Origin of the sequence: Parvimonas sp. C2, assembly GCF_035282405.1 — a bacterium.
In the GTDB taxonomy this organism is placed as follows: Bacteria; Bacillota; Clostridia; order Tissierellales; family Peptoniphilaceae; genus Parvimonas.
Genome location: NZ_JAYKBP010000001.1, coordinates 553595 through 577522, shown reverse-complemented (window position 1 = coordinate 577522; position 23928 = coordinate 553595). Strand labels below are relative to the sequence as shown.

At 26.3% G+C, this 23928-nt stretch carries 22 protein-coding genes; all 22 read left to right on the top strand.

All coding sequences use genetic code 11. The annotated features are described in order from the left end of the window. Nucleotides 1–162: 162 nt before the first annotated feature. The 22 genes from nrdD (at nucleotide 163) to VJI95_RS02765 (ending at nucleotide 23799) form a co-directional block, all read left to right on the top strand. Nucleotides 163–2286: an anaerobic ribonucleoside-triphosphate reductase gene (nrdD, locus tag VJI95_RS02870; RefSeq protein ID WP_324010179.1), complete on the top strand. Its 2124-nt coding sequence runs from the start codon at nucleotides 163–165 to the stop codon at nucleotides 2284–2286. A gap of 12 nt (nucleotides 2287–2298) precedes the next feature. Then, nucleotides 2299–2793, top strand: a complete 495-nt coding sequence (nrdG, locus tag VJI95_RS02865; protein ID WP_323999937.1) for an anaerobic ribonucleoside-triphosphate reductase activating protein — start codon at nucleotides 2299–2301, stop codon at nucleotides 2791–2793. Between the two features lie 2 nt (nucleotides 2794–2795). Continuing rightward, nucleotides 2796–3968 carry a cation diffusion facilitator family transporter gene (locus tag VJI95_RS02860; protein ID WP_324010178.1) on the top strand — a complete coding sequence of 391 codons (1173 nt, stop codon included), beginning with the start codon at nucleotides 2796–2798 and terminating at the stop codon, nucleotides 3966–3968. Nucleotides 3969–4056: 88 nt separating this feature from the next. Further along, entirely contained in the window at nucleotides 4057–5811 is a 1755-nt protein-coding gene (locus tag VJI95_RS02855; RefSeq protein ID WP_324010177.1) for an ATP-binding cassette domain-containing protein, read from the top strand. Further along, complete coding sequence (locus VJI95_RS02850; RefSeq protein WP_324010176.1) at nucleotides 5804–7561, top strand: ABC transporter ATP-binding protein; 1758 nt, start codon at nucleotides 5804–5806, stop codon at nucleotides 7559–7561. The genes VJI95_RS02855 and VJI95_RS02850 overlap by 8 nt, the downstream gene beginning before the upstream one ends. A gap of 109 nt (nucleotides 7562–7670) precedes the next feature. Next, complete coding sequence (locus VJI95_RS02845) at nucleotides 7671–8045, top strand: hypothetical protein (protein ID WP_323999923.1); 375 nt, start codon at nucleotides 7671–7673, stop codon at nucleotides 8043–8045. Nucleotide 8046: 1 nt separating this feature from the next. Continuing rightward, nucleotides 8047–8265 (top strand): GIDE domain-containing protein, encoded by a 219-nt coding sequence (locus VJI95_RS02840; protein WP_323999920.1) that lies wholly within the window; start codon nucleotides 8047–8049, stop codon nucleotides 8263–8265. A gap of 206 nt (nucleotides 8266–8471) precedes the next feature. After that, complete coding sequence (locus VJI95_RS02835; protein ID WP_324010175.1) at nucleotides 8472–9122, top strand: YaaA family protein; 651 nt, start codon at nucleotides 8472–8474, stop codon at nucleotides 9120–9122. 947 nt (nucleotides 9123–10069) lie between these two features. Continuing rightward, nucleotides 10070–10783 carry a CPBP family intramembrane glutamic endopeptidase gene (locus VJI95_RS02830; protein ID WP_324010174.1) on the top strand — a complete coding sequence of 238 codons (714 nt, stop codon included), beginning with the start codon at nucleotides 10070–10072 and terminating at the stop codon, nucleotides 10781–10783. 30 nt (nucleotides 10784–10813) lie between these two features. After that, entirely contained in the window at nucleotides 10814–11539 is a 726-nt protein-coding gene (locus VJI95_RS02825; protein ID WP_324010173.1) for a CPBP family intramembrane glutamic endopeptidase, read from the top strand. Between the two features lie 60 nt (nucleotides 11540–11599). Continuing rightward, entirely contained in the window at nucleotides 11600–12322 is a 723-nt protein-coding gene (locus VJI95_RS02820) for a CPBP family intramembrane glutamic endopeptidase (RefSeq protein ID WP_324010172.1), read from the top strand. Nucleotides 12323–12389: 67 nt separating this feature from the next. After that, nucleotides 12390–13109 carry a CPBP family intramembrane glutamic endopeptidase gene (locus VJI95_RS02815; RefSeq protein WP_324010171.1) on the top strand — a complete coding sequence of 240 codons (720 nt, stop codon included), beginning with the start codon at nucleotides 12390–12392 and terminating at the stop codon, nucleotides 13107–13109. 49 nt (nucleotides 13110–13158) lie between these two features. Beyond that, on the top strand, nucleotides 13159–13866 hold the full coding sequence (locus VJI95_RS02810) for a CPBP family intramembrane glutamic endopeptidase (RefSeq protein ID WP_324010170.1): 708 nt from the start codon (nucleotides 13159–13161) through the stop codon (nucleotides 13864–13866). Between the two features lie 152 nt (nucleotides 13867–14018). Next, a complete protein-coding gene (gene lpdA / locus VJI95_RS02805; RefSeq protein ID WP_324010169.1) occupies nucleotides 14019–15419 on the top strand; it encodes a dihydrolipoyl dehydrogenase in 1401 nt (466 codons plus the stop codon). A gap of 57 nt (nucleotides 15420–15476) precedes the next feature. After that, the gene (locus VJI95_RS02800; RefSeq protein ID WP_324010168.1) at nucleotides 15477–17570 is read left to right on the top strand and encodes a Tex family protein; all 2094 of its coding nucleotides are present in this window, start codon (nucleotides 15477–15479) and stop codon (nucleotides 17568–17570) included. A 302-nt stretch (nucleotides 17571–17872) separates the two neighbouring features. Next, on the top strand, nucleotides 17873–18673 hold the full coding sequence (locus VJI95_RS02795; protein ID WP_324010167.1) for a DUF169 domain-containing protein: 801 nt from the start codon (nucleotides 17873–17875) through the stop codon (nucleotides 18671–18673). A gap of 74 nt (nucleotides 18674–18747) precedes the next feature. After that, nucleotides 18748–19665: a TDT family transporter gene (locus VJI95_RS02790; protein ID WP_324010166.1), complete on the top strand. Its 918-nt coding sequence runs from the start codon at nucleotides 18748–18750 to the stop codon at nucleotides 19663–19665. Nucleotides 19666–20001: 336 nt separating this feature from the next. Further along, nucleotides 20002–20271: a hypothetical protein gene (locus VJI95_RS02785; protein WP_324010165.1), complete on the top strand. Its 270-nt coding sequence runs from the start codon at nucleotides 20002–20004 to the stop codon at nucleotides 20269–20271. 176 nt (nucleotides 20272–20447) lie between these two features. Next, complete coding sequence (locus tag VJI95_RS02780; protein WP_324010164.1) at nucleotides 20448–20582, top strand: hypothetical protein; 135 nt, start codon at nucleotides 20448–20450, stop codon at nucleotides 20580–20582. A gap of 18 nt (nucleotides 20583–20600) precedes the next feature. After that, a complete protein-coding gene (locus VJI95_RS02775) occupies nucleotides 20601–22400 on the top strand; it encodes a hypothetical protein (protein ID WP_324010163.1) in 1800 nt (599 codons plus the stop codon). Next, on the top strand, nucleotides 22390–23061 hold the full coding sequence (locus tag VJI95_RS02770; protein WP_324010162.1) for a TipC family immunity protein: 672 nt from the start codon (nucleotides 22390–22392) through the stop codon (nucleotides 23059–23061). The genes VJI95_RS02775 and VJI95_RS02770 overlap by 11 nt, the downstream gene beginning before the upstream one ends. Nucleotides 23062–23148: 87 nt before the next feature. After that, a complete protein-coding gene (locus VJI95_RS02765; RefSeq protein ID WP_324010161.1) occupies nucleotides 23149–23799 on the top strand; it encodes a TipC family immunity protein in 651 nt (216 codons plus the stop codon). Nucleotides 23800–23928 lie beyond the last annotated feature (129 nt).

Below are 23928 nucleotides of genomic sequence, written 5' to 3'. Positions count from 1 at the left end.
TTTTTATTCTACTTGTTGATATAAAATATTTTACAATGGATTTCAAGGGGGAAAATGGGTAAATATACTATATATAGTATTTTGGATTTCTATTGACAATACATATTGTTGATGATATAATTTTATTGTCGAACAATTTTAAAGTATTTTTGGAGGTAGTATATGATTAAAGTTATGAAAAGAAATGGTCAAGAAGTAGATTTTGACGCAAATAAAATCGCAATAGCGATAAAAAAAGCTATGCATAGCAGTACGGGAGTATATGAAGAAGGATTGGCAGAAAAGATTGCATCAGAGATAGAAACTTTTGCAACTACAATTGGAAAGAAGATGAGTATATATGATATAGAAGATCATGTTTACTACAGTTTAATTAAATATGGAAATCCTGCAACTGCAAGAGCTTATGAAAATTATAAGGCGGTTCAAACTTTTAAAAGACTAAAAAATACTACTGATGAAAGTATTTTAGGACTTCTTGATAAGACAAATTTAGATGTTATAAATGAAAATTCAAATAAAAATGCAATTCTAGCATCAACTCAAAGAGATTTGATTGCTGGAGAAGTTTCAAAGGATATCGCAAGAAGAATGCTAATTCCTGTAGATATTGTTCAAGCACATGACGAGGGAGCAATACATCTTCATGATATGGACTATTTAATTCAACCTATGTTCAACTGTTGTTTAGTTAATATCGGAGATATGTTGGATAATGGAACTGTTATAAATGGTAAAATGGTTGAAACTCCAAAATCTTTCCAAGTTGCTTGTACAGTTATGACTCAAATAATTGCACAAGTTGCATCAGGTCAATTTGGTGGTCAAAGTTTAAATATTGCCCATCTAGGAAAATATTTAAGAAAGAGTTATGAAAAGCATTTAAAGCTTGCGAAAGAAATTTTAACTGATGAAAGAGATATTGAAAATATTGCAAAAGCAATGACTAAGAAAGAATTGGAAGCAGGCATACAAACTATTCAATATCAAATAAATACTTTGATGACTACAAATGGGCAAAGTCCTTTTGTTACTCTATTTATGTATGTTGAAGATGGATATGAGTATGAAGATGAAGTTGCACAAATTGTTGAAGAAATAATCAAACAAAGATTACAAGGAATAAAAAATGAAAAAGGAGTTTATATCACACCTGCTTTTCCAAAATTGATTTATGTTTTGGATGAAAACAATGTTAAAGAAGACAGTAAATATTATTATTTAACAAAACTTGCTGCAAAATGTACTGCAAAGAGAATGTATCCTGATTATATTTCTGCTAAAAAACTTAGAGAACATTATGAAGGAAATGTATTCGGACCTATGGGTTGTAGGTCATTCTTAGTACCTTATAAAGATGAAAATGGAAACTATAAATTTGAAGGTAGATTTAATCAAGGTGTTGTAAGTTTGAATTTACCACAAATAGGAATTTTAAATACAGGAAATGAAGAAGGTTTCTTTGAAATGTTGGATAAGAGACTTGAAATAGTAAAAAAAGCACTTTTATTAAGAAACGCACTTCTTCAAAATGTAAAGAGCGATAATTCTCCTATTCACTGGCAATATGGAGCCATTGCAAGACTTAAAAAAGGGGAAAGTATTAAAAAATATCTTGAAAATGGATATTCAACTCTTTCTGTAGGATATATTGGATTGTATGAAGCTACAATTTGTGTAAGAGGTGTTAGTCATACGACTGAGGATGGAAAAGAATTTGCCCTTAAAGTTATGAGGAGAATAAAAGAAGCAGCTGATAGTTGGAGTGAAGAAACAGGAATGGCATTCTCATTATATGGAACCCCTGCTGAAAGTTTAACTCATAGATTCTGTACTGTAGATAGGAAAAAATATGGAGAAATCAAGGATGTAACAGATAAGGGATATTACACAAATAGTTATCATGTTGATGTTAGAGAAAATATTTCAGTTTTTGATAAATTCAAATTTGAAGAAGAGTTCCAAAAATTATCAACTGGAGGTTGTATTTCCTATGCAGAAATTCCTAATATGAATCATAATGTTGAAGCAGTTGAACAAATGATTAGATTTATCTATGATAATATTCAATATGCTGAATTTAACACAAAATCAGATTATTGCCATGTTTGTGGGTTTGATGGAGAAATAATCATAAATGAACATAATGAATGGGAATGTCCTCAATGTCATAATAAAGATAAACAAAAAATGAATGTAACTAGAAGAACTTGTGGTTATCTTGGAGAAAACTTCTGGAATGAAGGCAGAACAAAAGAAATAAAATCTAGGGTTCTTCATATATAGTGAGGGATTAAAATGAGATATGGTCAGATAAGATCTTATGATGTTGCAAATGGTGTTGGTATCAGAACTAGTATTTTCGTAACTGGCTGTACACATAATTGTAAAGATTGTTTTAATAAAAAATATATGGATTTCAATTTTGGAGAACTTTGGACTAAAGAAACTACCAATTTAGTCATAGACTATTTGCGTGATAAAAATGTAGCTGGTCTAACTTTACTTGGTGGAGAGCCAATGCAAAATGCAAAAGAACTCCTTGAAATTGTGAGAGATATAAAAAGAAGCGTGAATAAAAATATTTGGATTTATTCAGGATATACTTTTGAAGAAATTCTTGAAGATGATGACAGATTTGAACTTTTAAAAGAATGTGATGTTTTGGTTGATGGAAGATTTGATTATAGATTAAAAGATTTAACTTTGAAATTTCGTGGGTCTTCAAACCAAAGAATTATAGACATAAAAAAGACAATTGAAACTGGAAATATTGTACTGTTTATGGAGTAAATATGTTAGAGAAAAAAATATTAAATATTTCAAAAATTGAAAATACAGATAAATATGACAGGAAAAAAGTTGGATATCTTTCAGGAATTATAGGAACATTTTTAAATGTTACTTTGGGAGTGTCAAAATTTGTGATAGGAATTTTAGCAAATTCAGTTTCAATAACTGCAGATGCAGTAAATAATTTTTCAGATGCTATTTATTCCTTTGCAACAGTTTTAGGCTTTAAATTTTCTTCTGTACCACCGGATAAGGATCATCCTTACGGTCATGGAAGAGTTGAATATATAACGACCTTAATAATCTCAATGATGGTTATGATTGTAGGAGTTCAATTTGCAAAGACATCTATCGAAAGAATTATAAATCCTGAAAAAATTATAATGGGGAAAATAGGAATTGCTTTTTTAGTAATTTCTATTTTTATAAAACTTTGGATGAGTTTATTCAATAGAAAACTTTCCAAAGCAATAGATTCAAGTATTTTAAAGGCAACATCAATTGACTGTTTGAGTGATGTTTTTACAACTTCAGTTGTTTTAATTGCAATGATTTTTGCAGATTATACTACTTTTCCTATTGACGGAGTTGTAGGGCTAATAGTTTCAGCATTTATTTTATTCTCTGGTTTCTCTTTGGCAAAGGAAACAATAAGTCAACTTATTGGAGAGGCACCAAGTGTAGAATTGATAAAAGCAGTTTTGTCAGATATAGAAAAGCACAGTGAAATTTTGGGAATACACAATTATACTTTTCATAGATATGGACATCTTAAAACAATTGCAACAGTTGATGTTGAAGTTGATTCTGAAATGAGTTTAATCAAAGCACATAATCTTATGAGTTTGATTGAAAAAGAAATTTATGAAAAGTATGAAATTGTTCTAGTAATCCATGTCGAACCTGTAGGAGGAAACTTTACGGAAAGAGAAATTGAATTAAAAGAAATTACTGAAAATTGGAAAAATGAGTTTATCTATATAAAATCAATGCATGATTTTGCAATTTACAAACAAGGAGATAAATACTTTGTAGGTTTGCAATTAGCCTTAGATGGAAATAAACTAGATAAAAATTTTGACGAAAACTGTTTAAAATCAGAGCTTGAAGAATTGATAAAAAATTATGATGAAGAATTAAAAACTTCAATAACAATTTTATATGAATACTTTTAAAATAGCACTTCGGTGCTATTTTTTGTATAAGTTGACGTCTATGTAATTTTTTTATATAATCAAGGTAATAATTTATTTGGAGAAATTTATGAAAAATTTAGTATTACCTTTTATTAGAAAAAATATTTTTAAAATTTTAATTTATAATATTTGTTTTATAATTGCATATTTTTTAGATGCTTATTATTTTGGATATATTTTTTCTTTAGTCGAAAATAAAATATATAGTTATAATAAGTTTATCTCTATTATACTTTTTTTGTTTTTAATAATTATATTTTCTAAAATTATGTCTTGTATTTTATTTTCGAAGCTATCTTATGAAGTAGTTCGTTTTAGATTTAAGTTAGCAAGAAAACTGAATAACTCAATTTTACAAAAGAATATGGAAGATATTGAAAATCCTAAATTTGAATATTCAATGAATAGAGCTTGGAACTTTTTGGCTTATGATAATGCAGGTTTTAGTGCAATTTTAATGGATTTAATAAATTTTGTTCCTATTTTTGTGTTGCTTATTTTTTCAGGCTTTATTATTTCAAAAACTTCTTTTTACATTTTAGTTTTTACATTTTTAATTCAACTTGGAGCATATCCTTTAAGAGAAAAAATTAATGAATTTGACTTAGATACAGATTTAGAACAGGGAAATGTATTAGCAAAACTTGAATATTACAATAATTTTAGTATGAGAAATGAATATGGAAAGGATATTCGTATATTTAATTTAGGAAATCTAATTTTAAAGAGATATGAGAAAATTGTTAATGAAGCGATGGCTATTATAAGAAATAAAACTAATTTAGGTACAAAATTAGGGATAATTTCAATATTTTTGGAAATCATAACTGATATTTTTACAATTGGAATGTTGATATATTTATTTAGTATTAATTCCATTTCTATTTCTACAATTTTCATAGTTTTCAGTATGTATCAACTTTTTGTAACCAATGAAAAGGAAACTTTGAGAATTATATCCGATTTGAAGAAAAATATTAAAATGTTTGATAAATACCTTTTACATTTAGAAGAAAATAGTTTAAAAAGTAAAAATGCTAATATAGAAAATAAAGAAGTATCCTTTGAACTTAAAAATATTTACTTTAAATATCCAAATGCTGACAAATACAGTTTAGAAAATATAAATATGGAGTTTTCATCTTTCGATAAAATTGGAATAATTGGAGAAAATGGTGCTGGAAAGAGTACGCTTATAAAAGTAATTATGGGTATTTACAATCAAACAAGCGGAAAAATTCTAATTAATGGGAAAGAAGTTTCAGCAAAAGAAAGACTTGCTTACTTTTCAGCTGTTTTTCAAAATTCACATTTTTTTGCAGGAACACTTAAAGAAAATTTATTCGGATTTGAAAGTGTGAAAAACTATGAAGAAAATTATGTTGAAGAATATTTAAAAAGTTCTAAACTTGACAATGTAAATGGAAAATTGATAGATTTGAATACCAGATTTGGAAAAGAGTTTTTTGATGATGTTTTTGAACCTTCAGGTGGTCAATTACAAATGCTGACTATTCTAAGAGCATTAGTAAGAAATGGAACGATGTTAATTTTAGATGAACCCACATCTGCACTTGACGCTAAAAAAGAAATGGATTTTTATAATAGATTATCTCTTGAAGAAAAGACAAAGGGATTTATTATTATTTCTCATAGATTGGCTGTTTCTAATATTGTAGATAAAATTTATATTTTAAATAATGGAAAAATTTTGGATTCAGGTTCTCATTTTGAATTAATTGAAAGATCTGAATATTATAGATACTTAAAAGAATTGACTAAAAGTATGTTTAAATTGAAAGTAGGTGATGAAAATGATTAATTCATTTAAAACTATTTTCAGATTTTTAAAATTGTCTTTTAAAATAGATAAGAAATTTATTTACAGAATTTCAATTGATATTTTAATTAATATTCTATTGACTTTACTAGCTTTATTTATGGTTAGAGATTTTACAGAATATTTACAAATTGGAAATATTAAAAATCTATCTATTAAATTGATTTTTGAGGCTATTGTTTTTGTTGTATTAAGGATTTTTAAAGAAGTATTAGAGTGGAGAGTTCAATACTCTGCAAGAGAGTATTTACTTAAAATGGAAAAAGAACTTTTGAAAAAATCAACGGAAATAGACTATTCTAATTTAGAAAGTCCTGCTTTTCATAATTTACAAGAAAGGGCAAGATTTTCCCTTAGAAATCAATATTGTCTTGAAAATTTATTAGAGGCAATTGTAAAAAGCATAGAACATATTTCAATTATGTTAACAACTTTTATTGCCATAGGATATTTTTCTTTCTATCTAAGCATAGTATTACTTATCCTATTTGTTATAAATATATTTGCAAAGAAAAAATACAGTAAGGAAGAGAGTAAATTTTATGAAAATTTATCTCCGATAAATAGAAAATACTGGTATTATAGCTATATGGTTTTGAATAGAGATGATGTATTAGATATAAAATCAAATGAATTTGAAACTTTTATAGATAATAAATTTTCTAAAACTATAAAAGATATATTAAAATGTTTTAAGCTTTTTTATAGGAATAAGGCTATTGTAAATATAATTGAAGTGATAAATTCAATTATCTGTACTTTATTTGTAATAATTTTTAGTGCAAGTAGGGTTTATAAAAATGAAATCAGCTTTTCTGATTTTAGTTTTACTGTAGTAGGGATACTAAAATTTACAAGCAGTATGAATGAATTATCTGAAAATATAATTGATTTGGACAGATTTTCAAAATATACCATTCCTGTTTTGGATTTCATTGAATTTGACATTGGGAAAAATGTAGAGAGAAGTGTTGAGAGTAAAGATTTGGGATTAATCGCAAAAAATATTTACTTTAAATATAGAGATTGTGAAAATTATGTTCTAAATGATATCTCATTTGAAGTAAAAAAACCTAAAATTGTAGTAATTATTGGAGAAAACGGAGCAGGGAAAAGTACTTTAATAAAACTTATTTCAGGACTTTATGAGGCTTCAAAAGGAAGTTTAACTTATGACGGAAAGTCTATTTATGAAACTGAAAATAAGTATATAAGTACAATTTTTCAAGACTTTAAGTTGATTGATGATATAACTTTAAGAGAAAATATTTGCTGTAAATTAATTGAAAATGACGACGAAAAAGAAATTGTAGATGAGGAAATTTTTAAAATTGTTGATAAACTCGGTATAAAAAAAGAAGATTTTAAATTTAATTTAGATGATAAACTTGGAGTTGAACTTGATGATGGAAATATTGAATTGTCAGGAGGTCAAGCTCAACTAATTGCAATCTTAAGGGCAATTTATAAAAACAGTCCTATATTGGTTTTAGATGAACCAACAGGAAGTCTTGATATTGAAAAAGAAAATTCTGTTTATAAAATTTTAAAAAATATAAAAGAAGATAAAATAATATTTATGATTTCTCATAGAATGGCATCAGTTCATGTTGCTGATGAAATATGGTTTATGAAAGATGGAAAAATTCATTTTGGAAATCATAATAAGCTCATCGAAAATTCTTTGGAATATAAGGAGTTATACTTCTCTCAAGCGAATAAATATAATTAAAGTAAAAAACTGAGCTCTTAATTATAGTAAATAATTTGACAAATTGTATATATTGGGGTATAATCCAACCGTAGATGTTTATAGATGATAACTTAGAAGAGGAGGTATTATGAAAAAAGAATCAGATAGTGATTTACTAATTTTTTTTGCGGGATTGTTAATGTTGTCCATAGGGCTGTTTTTACTTGCAAAAATAGTTACTGTATATATTAGTTTTTTGGATGGCAAATCTTTTGGTATGAATACGGGGATTGCGTTTATGCCACTATTTATTGGGATTATATGGCGTTTTATAAAACCTGAATCCTCTATTGCTAAAAAAGTAATTTTAATCGGCGCAATTATTATATTAGTATCAATTTTGTTGAGTACTAAGACTTTTTTAAGACATACTGGTGTGTTTGATTATATTCTTATAATTGGATTAATTGCTGTAGGATCAGGTCTGTTGTTTAGAGTTTTAAATAGAAGAAAAAACAATTGAAATGAATCAAATCCTTTATGTACTTGGAGAAGCATACTATGTTGGAGAAGAATTACACATTGGAACACCTTCCGAGGAAAATAAGCCTTTTTTAATATCAACTAAATCTGAAGATGATTTGGTAAAAGGATATAAAAGTAATGCTATGTTTACACTATTTGGAGGAATTGCTACAATAGCAGGATTCGGAACAATTATTTATAAAATTGTAGGTAAATAAGTTGGAAAAATGCTGTTAGTAAAAAACTAACAGCATTTTAATTGTGAAATAACAAAGTTGTGTAACACAAGCAATGAAGTGAAGTTGTTAAAAATATTGAAAAAATTAGTAAAGATAAGATAATATTAATAATAACTCATAGAAAATTACCATTATCTATTTGTAATAAATTGATAGATCTTGAAAAATAGATTTAAGGAGAGAATATGAAAATAATTTTATCACCTGCAAAGACAATTTCTAAAACTTGTGAGAGATTTTCTTCAGGGTTTGATTTTTCTGATAAAACAAATGAAATTTTAAAGAATGTTCCGGAAGTTTTGGTTTCAAAAGATTATTGCGAGGCTTTTTATATGTATGATGGAATGTGTTATAAAAATATAAAAAGAGAAGAATTTGATGAGTGCGATTTAGAGTATATAAAGGAGCATTTAATTATTATTTCTGCACTTTATGGAGTGCTTAAACCTTTTGATTTAATTAATCCATATAGACTTGATTTTATTATAAAAACAAAAATGGGAAATTTATATAATTTTTGGGAAGATGATATTGCAAAAAAAATTTTAAAAGATACGGATTTTATTGTTAATCTTGCAAGTGATGAATTTTCAAAAACAGTTAGAAAGTACATTTCAGAGAATCAAATTTTGGATTTTGAATTTTATGAAAAAGTCGATGAAAAACTTAAAAAACATTCTACAATTTCGAAGAAGGCTAGAGGAATGATGCTTAATTTTATGACTAAAAATAAAATTGAAAATATTGAAGACATAAAGAAATTTGACAAAGATGGGTATGGTTTTGTTGAAGAAATGTCTTCAGAAAATAAATTTGTATTTGTGAAAAATATCTAGAAATATTATAAGTTCAGTTGTTGTACGTTGTTTGAGTTATCGAAAGTAATTGTATAAAAGATATGATGACGATATAAGAGGTGATTTTGTTTACAAATGAGACAGTAAGTCTGACGTAAAGATTATCCAAATCTTTGATTCGGAATGTAATAAACTAGCAAATCCAATTTTTAATGGAGCTTTATGAGATCTCTCCGCTTCGTTTCGCGTCGCTCAACTTCGGTCGAGATGACATAATATGGAATTTATTTAAAAGTCAATACGACATTAATATTTTATTATGTTTATAGAGTATAAATATGGCTTTAAGTTTATTTACTTTTAACGTCAAGCTATTAAACGAGGTTTTCTCCTTATACGCCATTTCGACTGAAGCGAAGCGTAGTGAATCTAGCCCTAACTTTGTTTGCTTGCAAATAAAAGTAGGTCTGACAGAGCAATTGTATCATTAGATACAATTGCTCTGGAAATCTCATAACTTTAGATTATGAGTAAACAAAATAAGGACTAGATTTTTTCAAGTCATTTAATTCCTATTGAGAATACATAATAGGGATTAGATTTACAGATTAATATTAAGTTAATGTTTTTTATTTTATAATTAGAACTTCAAAAGTGTAAAAACTTTTGGAGTTTTTTATTGAGTTTAAAATAATCTATATCGAAATGTTTGCATATAGATATATAATAAATTTTATATTAGCTTTTTATAAATATATTTAATAAATTAATTTTTACTTAAATAAAAAACACTGTTTTTTCAATAATGATATTTTATAAAAATTAGTATTTTTTGTTTTAATAATATTTTGTTATTTTATCTTGACAAATACGTTTTCTTTATGGTACCATTACTTTGCATAGCGATTATTATACTGCATTTATACTTTCTTTAGATGAATTTTAACAAATTGTTATTCAATAAAATGTATGGTCAAGGAGTTTTTATGGGAAAAACTAATTTATTAAATAGTAAAAACATTAAAAAATGGATATTACCAATTATTTTATTAATTTCTTATAAATTTATATTTGATAAGATGATTTCTTATATTGTAATAAATAGGGCAGGTAATTTTTCTAAATCGATTTTAATTGGTAATTTTATTGTTGCAATTATATTGTTTTTGTTAATTAAATTTATATTTAAAGGAAAATTAAATTCGATTGATAGTTCTGAAAAAATGGACTTAAAAAAATCTATTATTATTTCAATAGTTGTGTTATTTTTAACTATAGGAATTATATATGGGGTTATGTGGATACAATCTTTTCTTTTTAGTCATATTAGCTTAAATAGTTCCAATGCAGATGCTATTACAAAAGAATTTAAATCTAATCCCTTACCGGTAGTTGGGCTTGCTTTTGTAACATCAACACTTGAAGAAATAGTTTATAGACAACTATTGTTTGGATATTTGTATGATTTATTTTCAGGATGTAATGAATATATTAGATATATAACTTCAGCATTAATATCTGCAATTATATTTGGATCAATACATAACGGTTTCTTTCATCCTGCAATGCTTCAATACATAACTCATGGATTTATTTTATCTGGACTTTATTTATATACAAAAAGAATATCATCTCCAATAATTGTACATGTTTTATTTAACTTACTTTTAGACCTTAGGAGATTTATAATTTATTTCTAATATTATGAAAATAAAATAAAGGAGAAAATAATGCTAAATGCTAATTTATTAAATGTAAAAAACTTTAAAAAGTGGATATTACCTGTTTTAATGTTCGTTTTTTGCGAATTCATTTTTAAAAGAAAAATTTTACCTATTTTTAGAAAGTTCGTATTGACTGGAGATTATTTTTTTGATGGTATTTTATTTGATGGATTAGGATATATTTTTATAATTTTATCTGTATTGTTAATTTCTAAGTATGTATATAATGGAAAATTTAATTCAATAGATGCTTCTTCAAAAAAAGGATTGAAAGAGAGTTTTTTATTTTCTATTGTAATCTTAATTTTAACTATAATATTTTTATTTATGCTCAAGAATTTTTTAGTAAATGTTTTAGGTATTGTTAGAAAAAGTAAGAATACTATTATTACAGTATTCTTTTTGAAAAAAACTTTATTTTCTATTTTTGTTATAGTATTTACAGGACCTATGTTTGAGGAAATAGTATATAGAAAAATTTTATTTGGATATTTATACGATTTACATTTGGGATGCAATAAATATGTAAGATTTATAACGTCTGCACTTGTATCTTCAATAATTTTTGGAGCAACTCATGATGGGGTTTTTCATCCTGCTATGATTACATATGTAGTATATGGATTGGTTTTTTCTAGTGTATATTTTTATACGAAAAGAATTTCTGCATCTATGACGGTGCATGTTTTAAATAATTTGTTTTTAGCAATGATGGATATTTTTGGAATTTAATTATAATAAAATTTTTAAGAAAATTATAAATATTATAAAAAATATTGCAGAGGTGAAATTGTGGGAAATATAAAAAATTCAAAAAAATGGGTAGCTCCAATTTTAATGTTTATATTTTGTGAATTCATTTTTAGGCAAAGAATATCAAAAAAAATATTTTATGATGACTTATTAGTTTTTGCTTTTTTTGATAATACTGTAGTAAATAAATATTTTTCATTGGGATTATGGTGTTTTGTTGTTGCTTGTATTATTTTATTAATTTCTAAGTTTGTATTTAATGGAAAAATGAATTCTATAGATAATTCTGAAAAAATGGATTTAAAAAAGTCTATAATTATTTCAATTTTATTTTTTGTATTTACTATGATATTAGTTTATACTACTAAGTATATTGAATATTATATTTTTAATATATCTAACATAAGTTTAAATACTAAAAATATTCTTGCTATCGAAAAACTTAATTTTTCTGTGAGTATATTTTCAAGTATTTGTATATCTATTTTTGAAGAAATGGTGTATAGGCGAATATTATTTGGATATTTATATGATTTACATTCGGGTTGTAATAAATATATTAGGATAATAACATCTATAGTAGTATCATCAATAATCTTCGGTTCAATACATGATGGTGTTTTTGCTTATGCTATGGTTAGATATATTATATATGGAATATCTTTTTCAGCAGTATATCTATATACTAAGAGAATCGGTGCTTCCATAGCGGTTCATGTTTTAATTAATATATTTTTAATAGTTAAAGATACATTTTTGTAATTTAATCAAAATAACTTTTTTTAGAAAAAATAATTCATATTAAAAAAATATTGCAAAGGAGGATATTTTGATAAATGTAAAAAACATTAAAAAGTGGATTTTTCCTGCTTTAATGTTTCTATTTTTTGAATTCATCTTTAGGCAGAAAATTTTAAATTCTATATTTTCTGGAAAAATATTTGTTTTTAAATTTTTTGAAAATCCAATTGTAAATAATTTCTTTGTTGGTGGGATTTGTTGCCTATTTGGGAATTGTATAATATTTTTGATTATAAAGTATGTATTTAATGGAAAATTAAATTCTATAGATAGTTCAGAAAAAATGGACTTAAAAAAATCTATAATTATTTCAATTTTAGTTTTTGTTTTTACTATGTTGATTATATATTTTGCTTTGTACATTGAAAGTATTTTCAAACTTGAGGTTTATAGTTTGAATGCAAAAAATGTTTCAGGTACTGAAAGACTTAATTTTTTTGTGAGTTTATTTTCGATGCCTTTGGTGAGTATATATGAAGAAATGGTGTATAGACGAATACTTTTTGGATATTTGTATGATTTACATACGGGTTGTAACAAATATATTAGGAGAATAACATCTGTAATAGTATCATCTATAATTTTCGGCTCAATACATGATGGTGTTTTTGCTTATGCTATGGTTAGATATATTATATATGGAATATCTTTTTCAGCAATATATTTGTATACTAAGAGAATCAGTGCTTCTATAACGGTTCATGTTTTAATTAATATATTTTTAATAATTAGGAATGTTTTTTTCTAGTTTAGACATAAAAAAACTTATTATATAATCAAAATTTTAGGAGGAAGTTATGAGTGTTAAGACAAAAAATTTTATTGTATCATTCTTGATATCATTGGTATATTTTTTAGGAATTTCAAGATTTCCTACATTGGCAAATAAGTATTTAAAATCAGAATTTGTGATTAAAAACTTAACAAATATAAATATTGCTTTAACTTTGATTTTTGCGATTATTGTATATTTGTTTTGTAAAAAATTCCCTACAAATTTAATATCTAAAGATAGCAAAAAGGAATCTTTATTAAAATCTATTTTGATTGGGGCATGTTCAGGGATAGTTTTACTAGTTGTAATTCAAATTTTATTTAAAATTTTAGGATTTTTAGGTTATCCTTATGATATGACAGGGGAGTTTATTAGAATTAAAAATGTAGTTTCTAATAATAAAATCGCATTGATAAATATAGTATTTATTATTCCTTTTGTAACTGAAATAGTTTATAGAAATATTGTATTTGGTTATCTATATGATTTATATGAGGGTGGATACAAATTTGTTCGATTATTCACACCAGCTTGTTTATCAGGAATTTTGTTTGCACTTATAAATGTAAAACATGCACTTCCTATAGTGGTAGAGGCGGTAATTATTTCCTTAACTTTTGGATATGTTTTTTTAAAGACAAAAAGAATAGAAAGTGCAATAATTGGACATATCGTATTTAGTACAGGCATTGTAATACTTTCATTTGTTTTAAAAACAAGTGTTTTATAAAATGTATTATATTAATTATTAATTATTATATTTAATAGTATATGTGTTTTAAATTTATTAAAGTTTAGGCAAAAACTTGAAAAAAATTCGTTTTTGATATATAATTTTAGATGAGTGAAAACTTAAAATAAAATAATTAAGGAGTGTGTTTTATGACTAAAATAGCTGTTATTGGAGCAGGCCCAGGAGGATATGAGGCTGCGATTAGAGCTGCACAAATGGGAGCAGAAGTTGTACTTATTGAGGCTGATAGACCGGGTGGTACTTGTTTAAATAGAGGATGTATCCCTACAAAAACACTTTGGAAAAATGCTGAAATTATGGAAAATATTCATAGAAAAGCAGAATTCGGCTTACTTATGGACGAATGTAAAATTGATCCAATAAGACTTAATGAAAGAAAATGCGAAGTTGTTGAAAAAATCGTAGGCGGGGTAGAATTCTTAATTGGTTCTTATCCAAATATTGAATACCTAAAAGGTTTTGGTTCTTTTGTTGATCCTCATAAAATTCATGTTAAATTAAATGATGGTTCAGAAAAAGATGTAACAGCTGATTACATAATCATTGCTACTGGTTCTAAGCCAAGTGTTCCACCAATTGCAGGAACTGATTTACCTAATGTAATTACAAGTGATGAATTCTTAGATTTAAAAGAAATTCCTGAAGAACTTATCGTTGTTGGTGGTGGAGTTATTGGAATGGAATTTGCAAGTATTTATGCTCAATTCGGTTCAAAAGTAACTGTAATGACTAACGGTGTTTTACCTGCAACTGACGGAGAAATCCAAAAGAGAATTCCAAGTATTTTCAAAAGAGCGGGAATTAAGATTGTAAATAAAGTTCGTGCTAGTGAAATTACACAAGAAAACGGAAAATTAAAAGTTACAGCTAAGAGAGTTGATAAAGATAAAGTTGAAGAAGCTGAAGGTACAATGGTTCTTTTAGCAACAGGAAGAAAAGCTAACATCGATGGATTAGAAATCGAAAAAGCTGGTGTTGTTACTGAAAGAGGAGCTGTAGTTACTGATAAAGGATTTAAAACAAATGTTGACCATATTTATGCTATTGGTGACGTTGTTTATGGAAATGTTCAACTTGCTCACGTTGCAAGTGCTCAAGCAATTCATGTTGTTGAAAAATTAATGGGAGAACATCCTGAAATTAATTTGGATATCGTTCCTGCTTGTACATTTACTTTACCTGAAGTTGCTCAAGTTGGTTTAACTGAAGAAGAAGTTATTGCTCAAAATATTCCTTATGTTAAGAGTAAATTTATGTTCAGTGGAAATGGTAAAGCTGTTTCATTAGGAGAAGCTGATGGATTTGTAAAGGTTCTTGCAACTGAAGACTTAAAGAGAATTTTAGGTATCCATATTATCGGACCTCATGCAAATGACTTAATTCATGAAGGAATAGTTGCTATGGCAAATGATATGGGAGTTGAGTCAATAGGCAAGATGATTCACGCTCACCCAACTCTATCAGAAGCATTTATGGAAGCAATTCACCAATTAGAAGGAAAATCAATCCATAGTGCACCAGCAAAATAATTATTTTGTTAGAATTTTAGGGAGCATATGCTCCCTTTTTTATATAAAGAGGTTATTATGAATATTTTTGAACAAATTGCAAAAGAGTTAAATATAAAAGTAGGTCAAGTTGAAAACACTGTAAAACTTATAGATGAAGGAAATACAATTCCTTTTATTGCAAGATATAGAAAAGAAGTTACAGGAAATTTAGATGATGAAATACTTAGAAATTTAGAACAAAAATTACAATATTTAAGAAATTTAGAACAGAGAAAAGAAGATGTTATAAGATTAATTGACGAACTTGGAGAGTTGACAGATGAATTAAAAAATGAAATTTTAAATGCTGAAACTCTTTCAAAAGTTGAGGATATATATCTTCCATTTAGACCTAAAAAGAGAACCAGAGCAACTATTGCAAAGGAAAAAGGCTTAAAACCGCTTGCTGATTTAATTTTAGATAGAAAGCTTAAGGAAAATAATTTTGAACAAAAAGTTTCTGATTTTATAAGTGAAGAAAAAGAAGTTTTAAATATTGACGAAGCTATGGCAGGAGCTTTAGATATCATTGCGGAAATGATTTCTGAAGATAAAGATTTTAGAGATATTTTAAGAAAAGATGCTGACAAGAATGGAGTTTTGGTTTCTGAAAAAGGAAAAGAAGAAAACAATGTTTATGATATGTATTATGAATTTTCTGAAAAAATCTCAAAACTTCCTGCTCATAGAATACTTGCTATAAATAGAGGAGAAAAAGAAAAAGCTCTAAAAGTTTCAATTAAGTTAAGTGATGAAAAAAATATTGGTGAGATTTTATTTGCACTATGTATGGATGATGAAAACTTCTGCTATAAATTCTTAAAAGAAGCGGTTATTGATGGATATAACAGACTATTATTTCCACAAATAGAAACTGAAATAAGAGCAAATTTGAAGGAAAAAGCGGATACTCAATCCATTGAAGTTTTTGGTAAAAATTTAAAACCTTATATTATGCAATCTCCAATTCTTGATAGAGTTGTTTTGGGAATTGACCCAGGTTATAGAACGGGTTGTAAGGTAGCCGTTATTTCAAAAACTGGATCTGTTTTAGACCATATAAATATCTATCCTACAAAACCACAAGAAAAGATAAAGGAAAGTAAAGAGATTTTAGCAAAACTTATTAAAAAATATGATGTAAGTTTAATTGCAATTGGAAATGGAACTGCAAGCCGTGAAACTGAAAAAGTTGTTGTTGAATTGATAAATGAATTGAAGAAAGATGATTTATTCTATTCAATAGTAAATGAAGCGGGAGCTTCAATTTATTCAGCTTCCAAACTTGGACAAGAAGAATTTCCGGATTTAGATGTAACTGTTAGAGGTGCAATTTCGATAGCTAGACGTATTCAAGACCCGATGGCTGAGCTTGTAAAGATTGAACCAAAACATATTGGTATAGGACAATATCAACATGATGTAAATCAAAAACAATTGACAGAAACATTATCTGATGTTATTGAAGACTGTGTAAATAAGGTTGGTGTTGATATTAACACTGCTTCTTTCTCTTTATTGTCTTATATTTCAGGAATGACAAAAACTATGGCTAAAAATTTAGTTTCATATCGTGATGAAAATGGTGCCTTTAAAAATAGAGATGAAATTAGAAAAGTAAAGGGAATAGGACCTAAGGCATATACTCAATCAGCAGGCTTTTTGAGAATTAGAAATGGAGAAAATCCTCTTGACAATACTGCAGTTCACCCTGAAAGCTATGAAATTGCAGAAAAACTTTATGGAAAAGATTTAGATAAGATTAATGTTCCAAAACTTTCAAAAGAATTAGAAGTTGGTGAATTGACTTTAAAAGATATTATTGAAGAGCTTAAAAGACCTGGTCGTGATATAAGAGAAGATATGCCAAAACCAATTTTAAGATCTGATGTTCTTTCCATTGAAGATTTGGAAGTTGGAATGGAATTAAAGGGAACTGTAAGAAATGTTGTTGATTTTGGGGCTTTTATAGATATTGGAATTAAAAATGACGGACTTGTTCATATTTCACAAATTTCTAACAAATATATTAAACATCCTTCTGAAGTTTTAAAAGTTGGAGATATAGTTAAGGTTAAGATTTTAGAAATTGACCTTGAAAAGCAAAAAGTAAAATTGACAATGAAGTAAGAAATGCGATAAAATGCATTTCTTTTTTTGCTTTAAATTAATAAGGATATCAATACCAACCTTATATTAGGTGTATAAATAAATAGTGAATTTTTTATCATAAGATTTTTTTGTATTTTAATTAAGTTGTTAAATATTTAAAAATCAACTAATTAATTTTATAATAAAAAATAATTATTAATAATGTTTATCCATAGAAAAAAACTATTAGACTTATTTATAAATTTATGTTAATATGGTCGTGATTATATTTTTTTGTAAATTAGCAAAAAAATTTATCAAATATAAAAAGGAGGTTTTTAATGGATATTCAAGAGAGTGTAAAACTTATCAATTCATATTTAGATTTGAATCGTAAAGTTGTAGGTGTGAAATTTTTTCACGATGAAGAAAGCTATGAAAATTTTGAAGTACCTGAAAGAGCAAATAAAGTTACATATTGTAATGCTGTTAATTTAGCATCAAAGGGGTCAAACGTAAAGGTAAGAAAGGTACATCAAGGTTGTCCAAATGGATCTGTTGCTTTCGGATTTAACCAAGCACCACCAAAATTAGCTTCAGGAGAAGCTAGACTAAGTAAAAATATTTATAAAAATCTTGAAACTTCAAAAAGCGTTTCTGATGAAATGATATTTTTAAAAGGACAAATTTATGGTATTGCAATAATGCCTTTAGAAAATTTTACAGTTGAACCAGATGTTGTTGTCATGGTTGAAAAAGCTTACAATATAATGAGAGTTGTCCATGGATATTCTTATTTTAATGGATATTCTCCAGAAATGAAAACTGTTGGACTGCAAGCTGTTTGTCATGATCTTACAACTCTTCCTTATGAACATGGAACAATTAATATTACATTCCTATGTCCAGGTACAAGACTTATGGCGAACTGGCATCCGGATGAATTAGGAATTGGAATGGCTTGGAAACATTGGTACAATGTTGTTCAAGGAATTATTGAAACTACAAATCCTTTTGAACGTAATGGAAATAAGAGAAAAATAATTAAGAAGATGAAAATGAATCATATGGATGATTCTGTAATTGAGTTAAACAAAAACTATGATACTGGAGCATACTTAGGTGGACCAATAGATAAATAAATTTATTATAGTTAGGGATTTCTTTTTTAGAAATTCCTAACTATAATTTAAAAAAATTAGTAAAGGAGAATTGTATGGATCTTTTAAAAAAATTACCTATTCCTATTGCAGGTTTGATTTTAGCAATGTTTGCACTTGGAAACTTATTACAATCTTATAGTAATGTTGTTAGATTATGTATAGGTGGAGTAGCACTTATTTTATATGTTATTTTTGTTTTAAAAATTGTTTTGTTAAATTTAAAATTAAAAACTGTTTTAGATAATCCTGTGGTTGCAAGTGTACTTTTAACGAGCACAATGGCAACTATGCTAATAAGCACTTATGTTAAGTCATATATTTCAAGTTTAGCAGTTATTATTTGGTTTATAGGTGTAATACTGCATGTTCTACTTATGGCTTGGTTTAGTTTTAAATTTATATCAAATTTTTCAATCAAAAAAGTTTTTCCATCTTGGTATATAGTATATGTAGGAATTGCAACTGCTAGCGTTTCTGCAGGAGCTGTAGGACAATTAAGAATAGGTCAAATTTGTTTTTGGTTTGCTTTAGCTTCATATTTAGTTTTGATACCTGTTGTTTGTTTTAGAGTGTTTAAAGTCAAAGAAATTCCTGAACCTGCAAAGCCAACTTTTGCAATTTTATCTGCACCTGGATCTCTTGTTTTGGCAGGATATTTAGTTGCTTTTCCACAAAAGAATTTTACATTTGCAACAGTATTATTTGCAATTTCAGTTTTCTTTTATATTATAGTTTTATTGAATATGCCAAATTTAGTAAAATTGAAATTTTCTCCTGGATTTTCAGGCTTTACATTCCCACTTGTAATAAGTGCAGTTTCAAGTAAATTATTTACTGGATATGTGATGGCTTTACATGGTAAAAATTTAATTTTAAAATATTTTGTTAATTTCCAAGAAATAGTCGCAGTGCTTATCGTATTGTATGTTTTTATTGGTTATATGAAATTTTTATTAGAAAAAGAAAGTTAAATTGAAAAAATAAGTTAGCCAATTAAAAAATTTCAAAAGTTATTTTATAATTAAATAGTTTTTTAGGATAATCAGAGATTGTGAAATATATTGTAAATGAAAAATCCTCCTGATGTGTAAAAATAAAAACACACAGGAGGATTTATTATGTCAAGAAAAATTAAACAAAAGCAGAATATGTTTTTTTAAAATTTAGGCAAAGTTTTAGAAGTTTTTAAAGAGGAAATTAGCTAAATTAGTTTAAAAATATCTTTACTTACTTCTATTGTGAATAAAATTGAATTAATCTAATTAATGGTTTATAATTGGAATATATGTTAAACGAGGTGAATGAAAATGATACAAAGCAATAGTATAATAGTTGAAGATATGATTAAAGAAATAGAAGCAGAACTAAAATCACTAAGAAATCTAGTAGGTATAAGTTTAGATTTTAGTACAACAGTTATAGCAAATCGAAAAATACAACAATCTATAAGAGAAGGAATATCTATTACTTCAGAAATAAAAGGCTTCTTTGAAATTTCATTAAAAAAAGTTTCAGTAGTTGAATCAACATTAAAAAAAGCAGATAATGAAATAGGAGAAAAATTTTTAAAAAGATAAATATAATACATAGAAAAAATTATACATAAAAAAGAGGCAGGAGTATTAAAAATGAAAGAGTTAGAAAAGAAAAAGGAATTTATAAAAGATAAATTAAGAAAAATAAATAATTTTAAAATGGAATTTGAAGAATATACAAGGAAAGAAAAAGAAATATAAACTATGAAAAAGTCGATATGAAAATTCAAGGTTTTTATGAAGTTTTGGAAGAAGAGATAAAATATATTAATACTATGATATTAGATGAAGAGGAAAATTTACAAACAAGTTTAAAATATATAAATAATAAAATAGAAAATGAAAAGAAGTAAAAAGGAGAAAGATAGAAAATGGGAATAAATATGAACTTGGAAGATTCAAGGAGACAAGCAGAAAGTATAGAAAAAGAAATGAAAAATAAAATAGAAGGATATGAAGGTTTAATAAGAGCAATAACAAAGATAGGCTATACAACAGGGGAATTAAAAGGACAAGCCTATGATGCAATGAGAGAATATTTTGAAGAAATATTAATGCCAATAGTAAAGGGAGGAAAACTGTTATCAGAATTAACAACAAAAGTGGCAAAAGAATTACCGGAAAGATATGTAAGAGAAGTACATAGTAGTAGTTTAAATGAAGAAGAATTAGAATTAATAATAGCAGAGTATAAAGCACAAGAAAGAAGACTGGAAAGACTTTTATCAAATGACATTGTACTTTTACCAAATGAAATTGGGCAAGGAGAATATGAATATAAAAATCATCTTCTAGTAAGTTCCAATGTATATAGAGATATGAGAAGATACTATGAAGAATTACTATGGAAATTAAGAATATTTAATCGAAGCACAGAAAATCTAACAAGAGAAATAGAAGAGCTAAGTAGAGCAATAAAATCAGGCTTAAGAGCAATAAAAAATACAAGCTGTTATAATCAAATGTCAGGAGAATTTGATATAAAAGAGTTAAAGGGAGAAGAATGGCTAAGAAAACTAAATATACTAAACGAACTAAATGAAGCAAGAAAAATAGAAACTAGAGAAGAGAAGGAATACAAAGAAGTCTTAATGAAAGATTTTGGCTTTGACGAAAGAATAGCAAATTTAATACTAAAGTTAAAAAGAGCAATAGATAAAAAGTTTGCACATTTAAGTAAGGAAGAAAGATTTTATATATTTAATAGAATTATAGGAGAATTACATTATAAAGGACTTAAGTGGAATGGAACAGCTGGAGGATTGATAAAATATTTTTATAGAGAAGAAATAGTAACAGTCGGATTGGGAAGAGTGAAAAATATAAAAACACCATATAAGTTAGAAGAGATATATAAAGAACTAGGGTTAAGTAAAAAAGAGTACTCACAGTTAATGTATGAATTAAATAATCAACATAGATTTTCTGGTAAAAAGCAAATTGAAGGAAGAATTATGAAGGATAAAGAAAAAGAAAACTTCAAAAAAGAGTTTGCTGAATATAAGCGAGTATATGGAGACCATTTAACAGAAACTGATTTTATAGAGAAGTGGGATAGCGATAGGGATAGATATGGATATTATGGAAAGGGAGATTATACTCACCAAGCAATAACAATGGCTTCAAATCAATATAAAGTATATTTAAGGTTGGCAAATATAGCAGGATTATTCCATAAAGCTTCAGAATATTATACTTTAAAAGAAATTCATAATTTTACAACTGAACTTGCTGGATGGAGAGGAGATGTTACTAATCAAGCTTTTACGAAACCATCAATGAATATAGATGACTATAAAGCAGATTTAGATGCAGTAAATATTTTACATCTTTACAGCAAAGACAAAAGTAGAGATCCTATTGAAGTGTATAATGAATACTATAAAGGAGTACGAGAAGGAACAATAAATAGAGCTAAAATGTTTAAGGAAATTGTAGGTCTTAAATATATTGAAGATGAAATTAGAAAGGCAACTCCAGTTCTAGAAAATTTGAAAAAAGATTTATTTGAAGATATACCTGCAAACATGGAAGAAGTAAAAACAAGACCTGCAACGATGGAAGAATTAAAAAAATTAAATCCGGTAGGATATAATTTTATAAAGAGTTTGATAAATGAAAACAATGAATATACAGAGTATGATAAACAGGAGAAAGAAAATGAAAAGTAAAATAAGAGTAACATTAGTAATAACAATACTTGTATCATTAGTTTTAATATTTGCAATATATAAAGAAAAAAATCCAAAAGAAAAAAATATCTTTGATGAAATGTATTATGGAGAGAAAAAGGTATATAAGTGGGGTGCTAATACACCATTTAGTAACATACCAGGAATAGAGCAATGGAATAGAAATGATTTTATGGTTAATCCAGATGTTAAGGAATTGAACTATAGAAATAATACAGTCAAAGAAAAATATAAAAACAAATATAATACTAAAAAGATAGGAGATTGGATAATAGATATCGAATTTAGATATGATACAAAAGAAATTGATATAAGTTTCTATAATAAAATACCAGAAAAACAAATAACATTTTCTATACATTACAAGTATAATGTAGAAACTAAGATAGTGACAGAATATGTTGATTTTTTTGATAATACAAAAAAAATGTCAGAAGCTGAAATTGAAGAAATTCCAAAGATAAAAGAGTATTTAGAAAAAAATAATATATCCATAAAAGATTTAAAGGAAACAGCAGACGAATTGCTGTATGAAAAAGTAATAGGAGATTGGGAGAAATATACAAACTCAAGATTTTCAAAAGACAATTTAGGGACAGTAAAAATAGAAAGAAGTCCATTATTTGACGGAGTGGATTAGGGAAAAATTAAGTTAAACTGTTTGACTTTATAAAAAATTTGAGAAATAATAATAAATATATAAAGTATGCAAAACAGGAGAAAGAAAATGAAGAATAAAACAGAGAAAGTATTAGTAGTACTATTATCAGTTATAATAGTTATAATAGCATATAAAATAATAGACCCAAAAGTAAAGAATATATTTGATGAAATGTATTATGGAGAGAAAAAAGTATATAGTTGGTTTGGAGAAACTCCATTTTGGGATATACCAGGGATAGAACAATGGAATAGAAATGACATGAAAGATACATCAATAAGAGAAGATACAATAGTAGATGAGAGATACAAAAATAAATATAAAACGAAAAAAATAGGAAAATGGAAAATCAATTTTGAATTTATATTTGATACAAAAGAAATAGATATAAGTTTTTATAATGAAATACCTGAAAAAAAAATATCTATATCTATACATAATGAGTATGATGTTGGAAGTAAGAGATTGATTGAAGAAGTTCGTTTTTATAATGATTCAGAAAATTTACATGAATCAAAAACTAAAGAAATATCAAAGATAAAAGAGTATTTGAAAAAATATGATATATCCATAAAAGACTTAAAAGAAACAGCAGACGAATTGCTGTATGAAAAAGTAATAGGAGATTGGGAAAAATATACAAATTCAAGATATTCAAAGGACAATTTAGGGACAGTAAAAATAGAAAGAAGTCCATTATTTGACGGAGTGGATTAGGGAAAAATAAATAAGTTTAAGGAGATATTTGATTAGATATATTAAGATATATAGAATGGACATTAAATTCAATGGCATTAAAGAAATAGAAAAAAATATATTTTTATAGGTTATAAATACCATATTTTA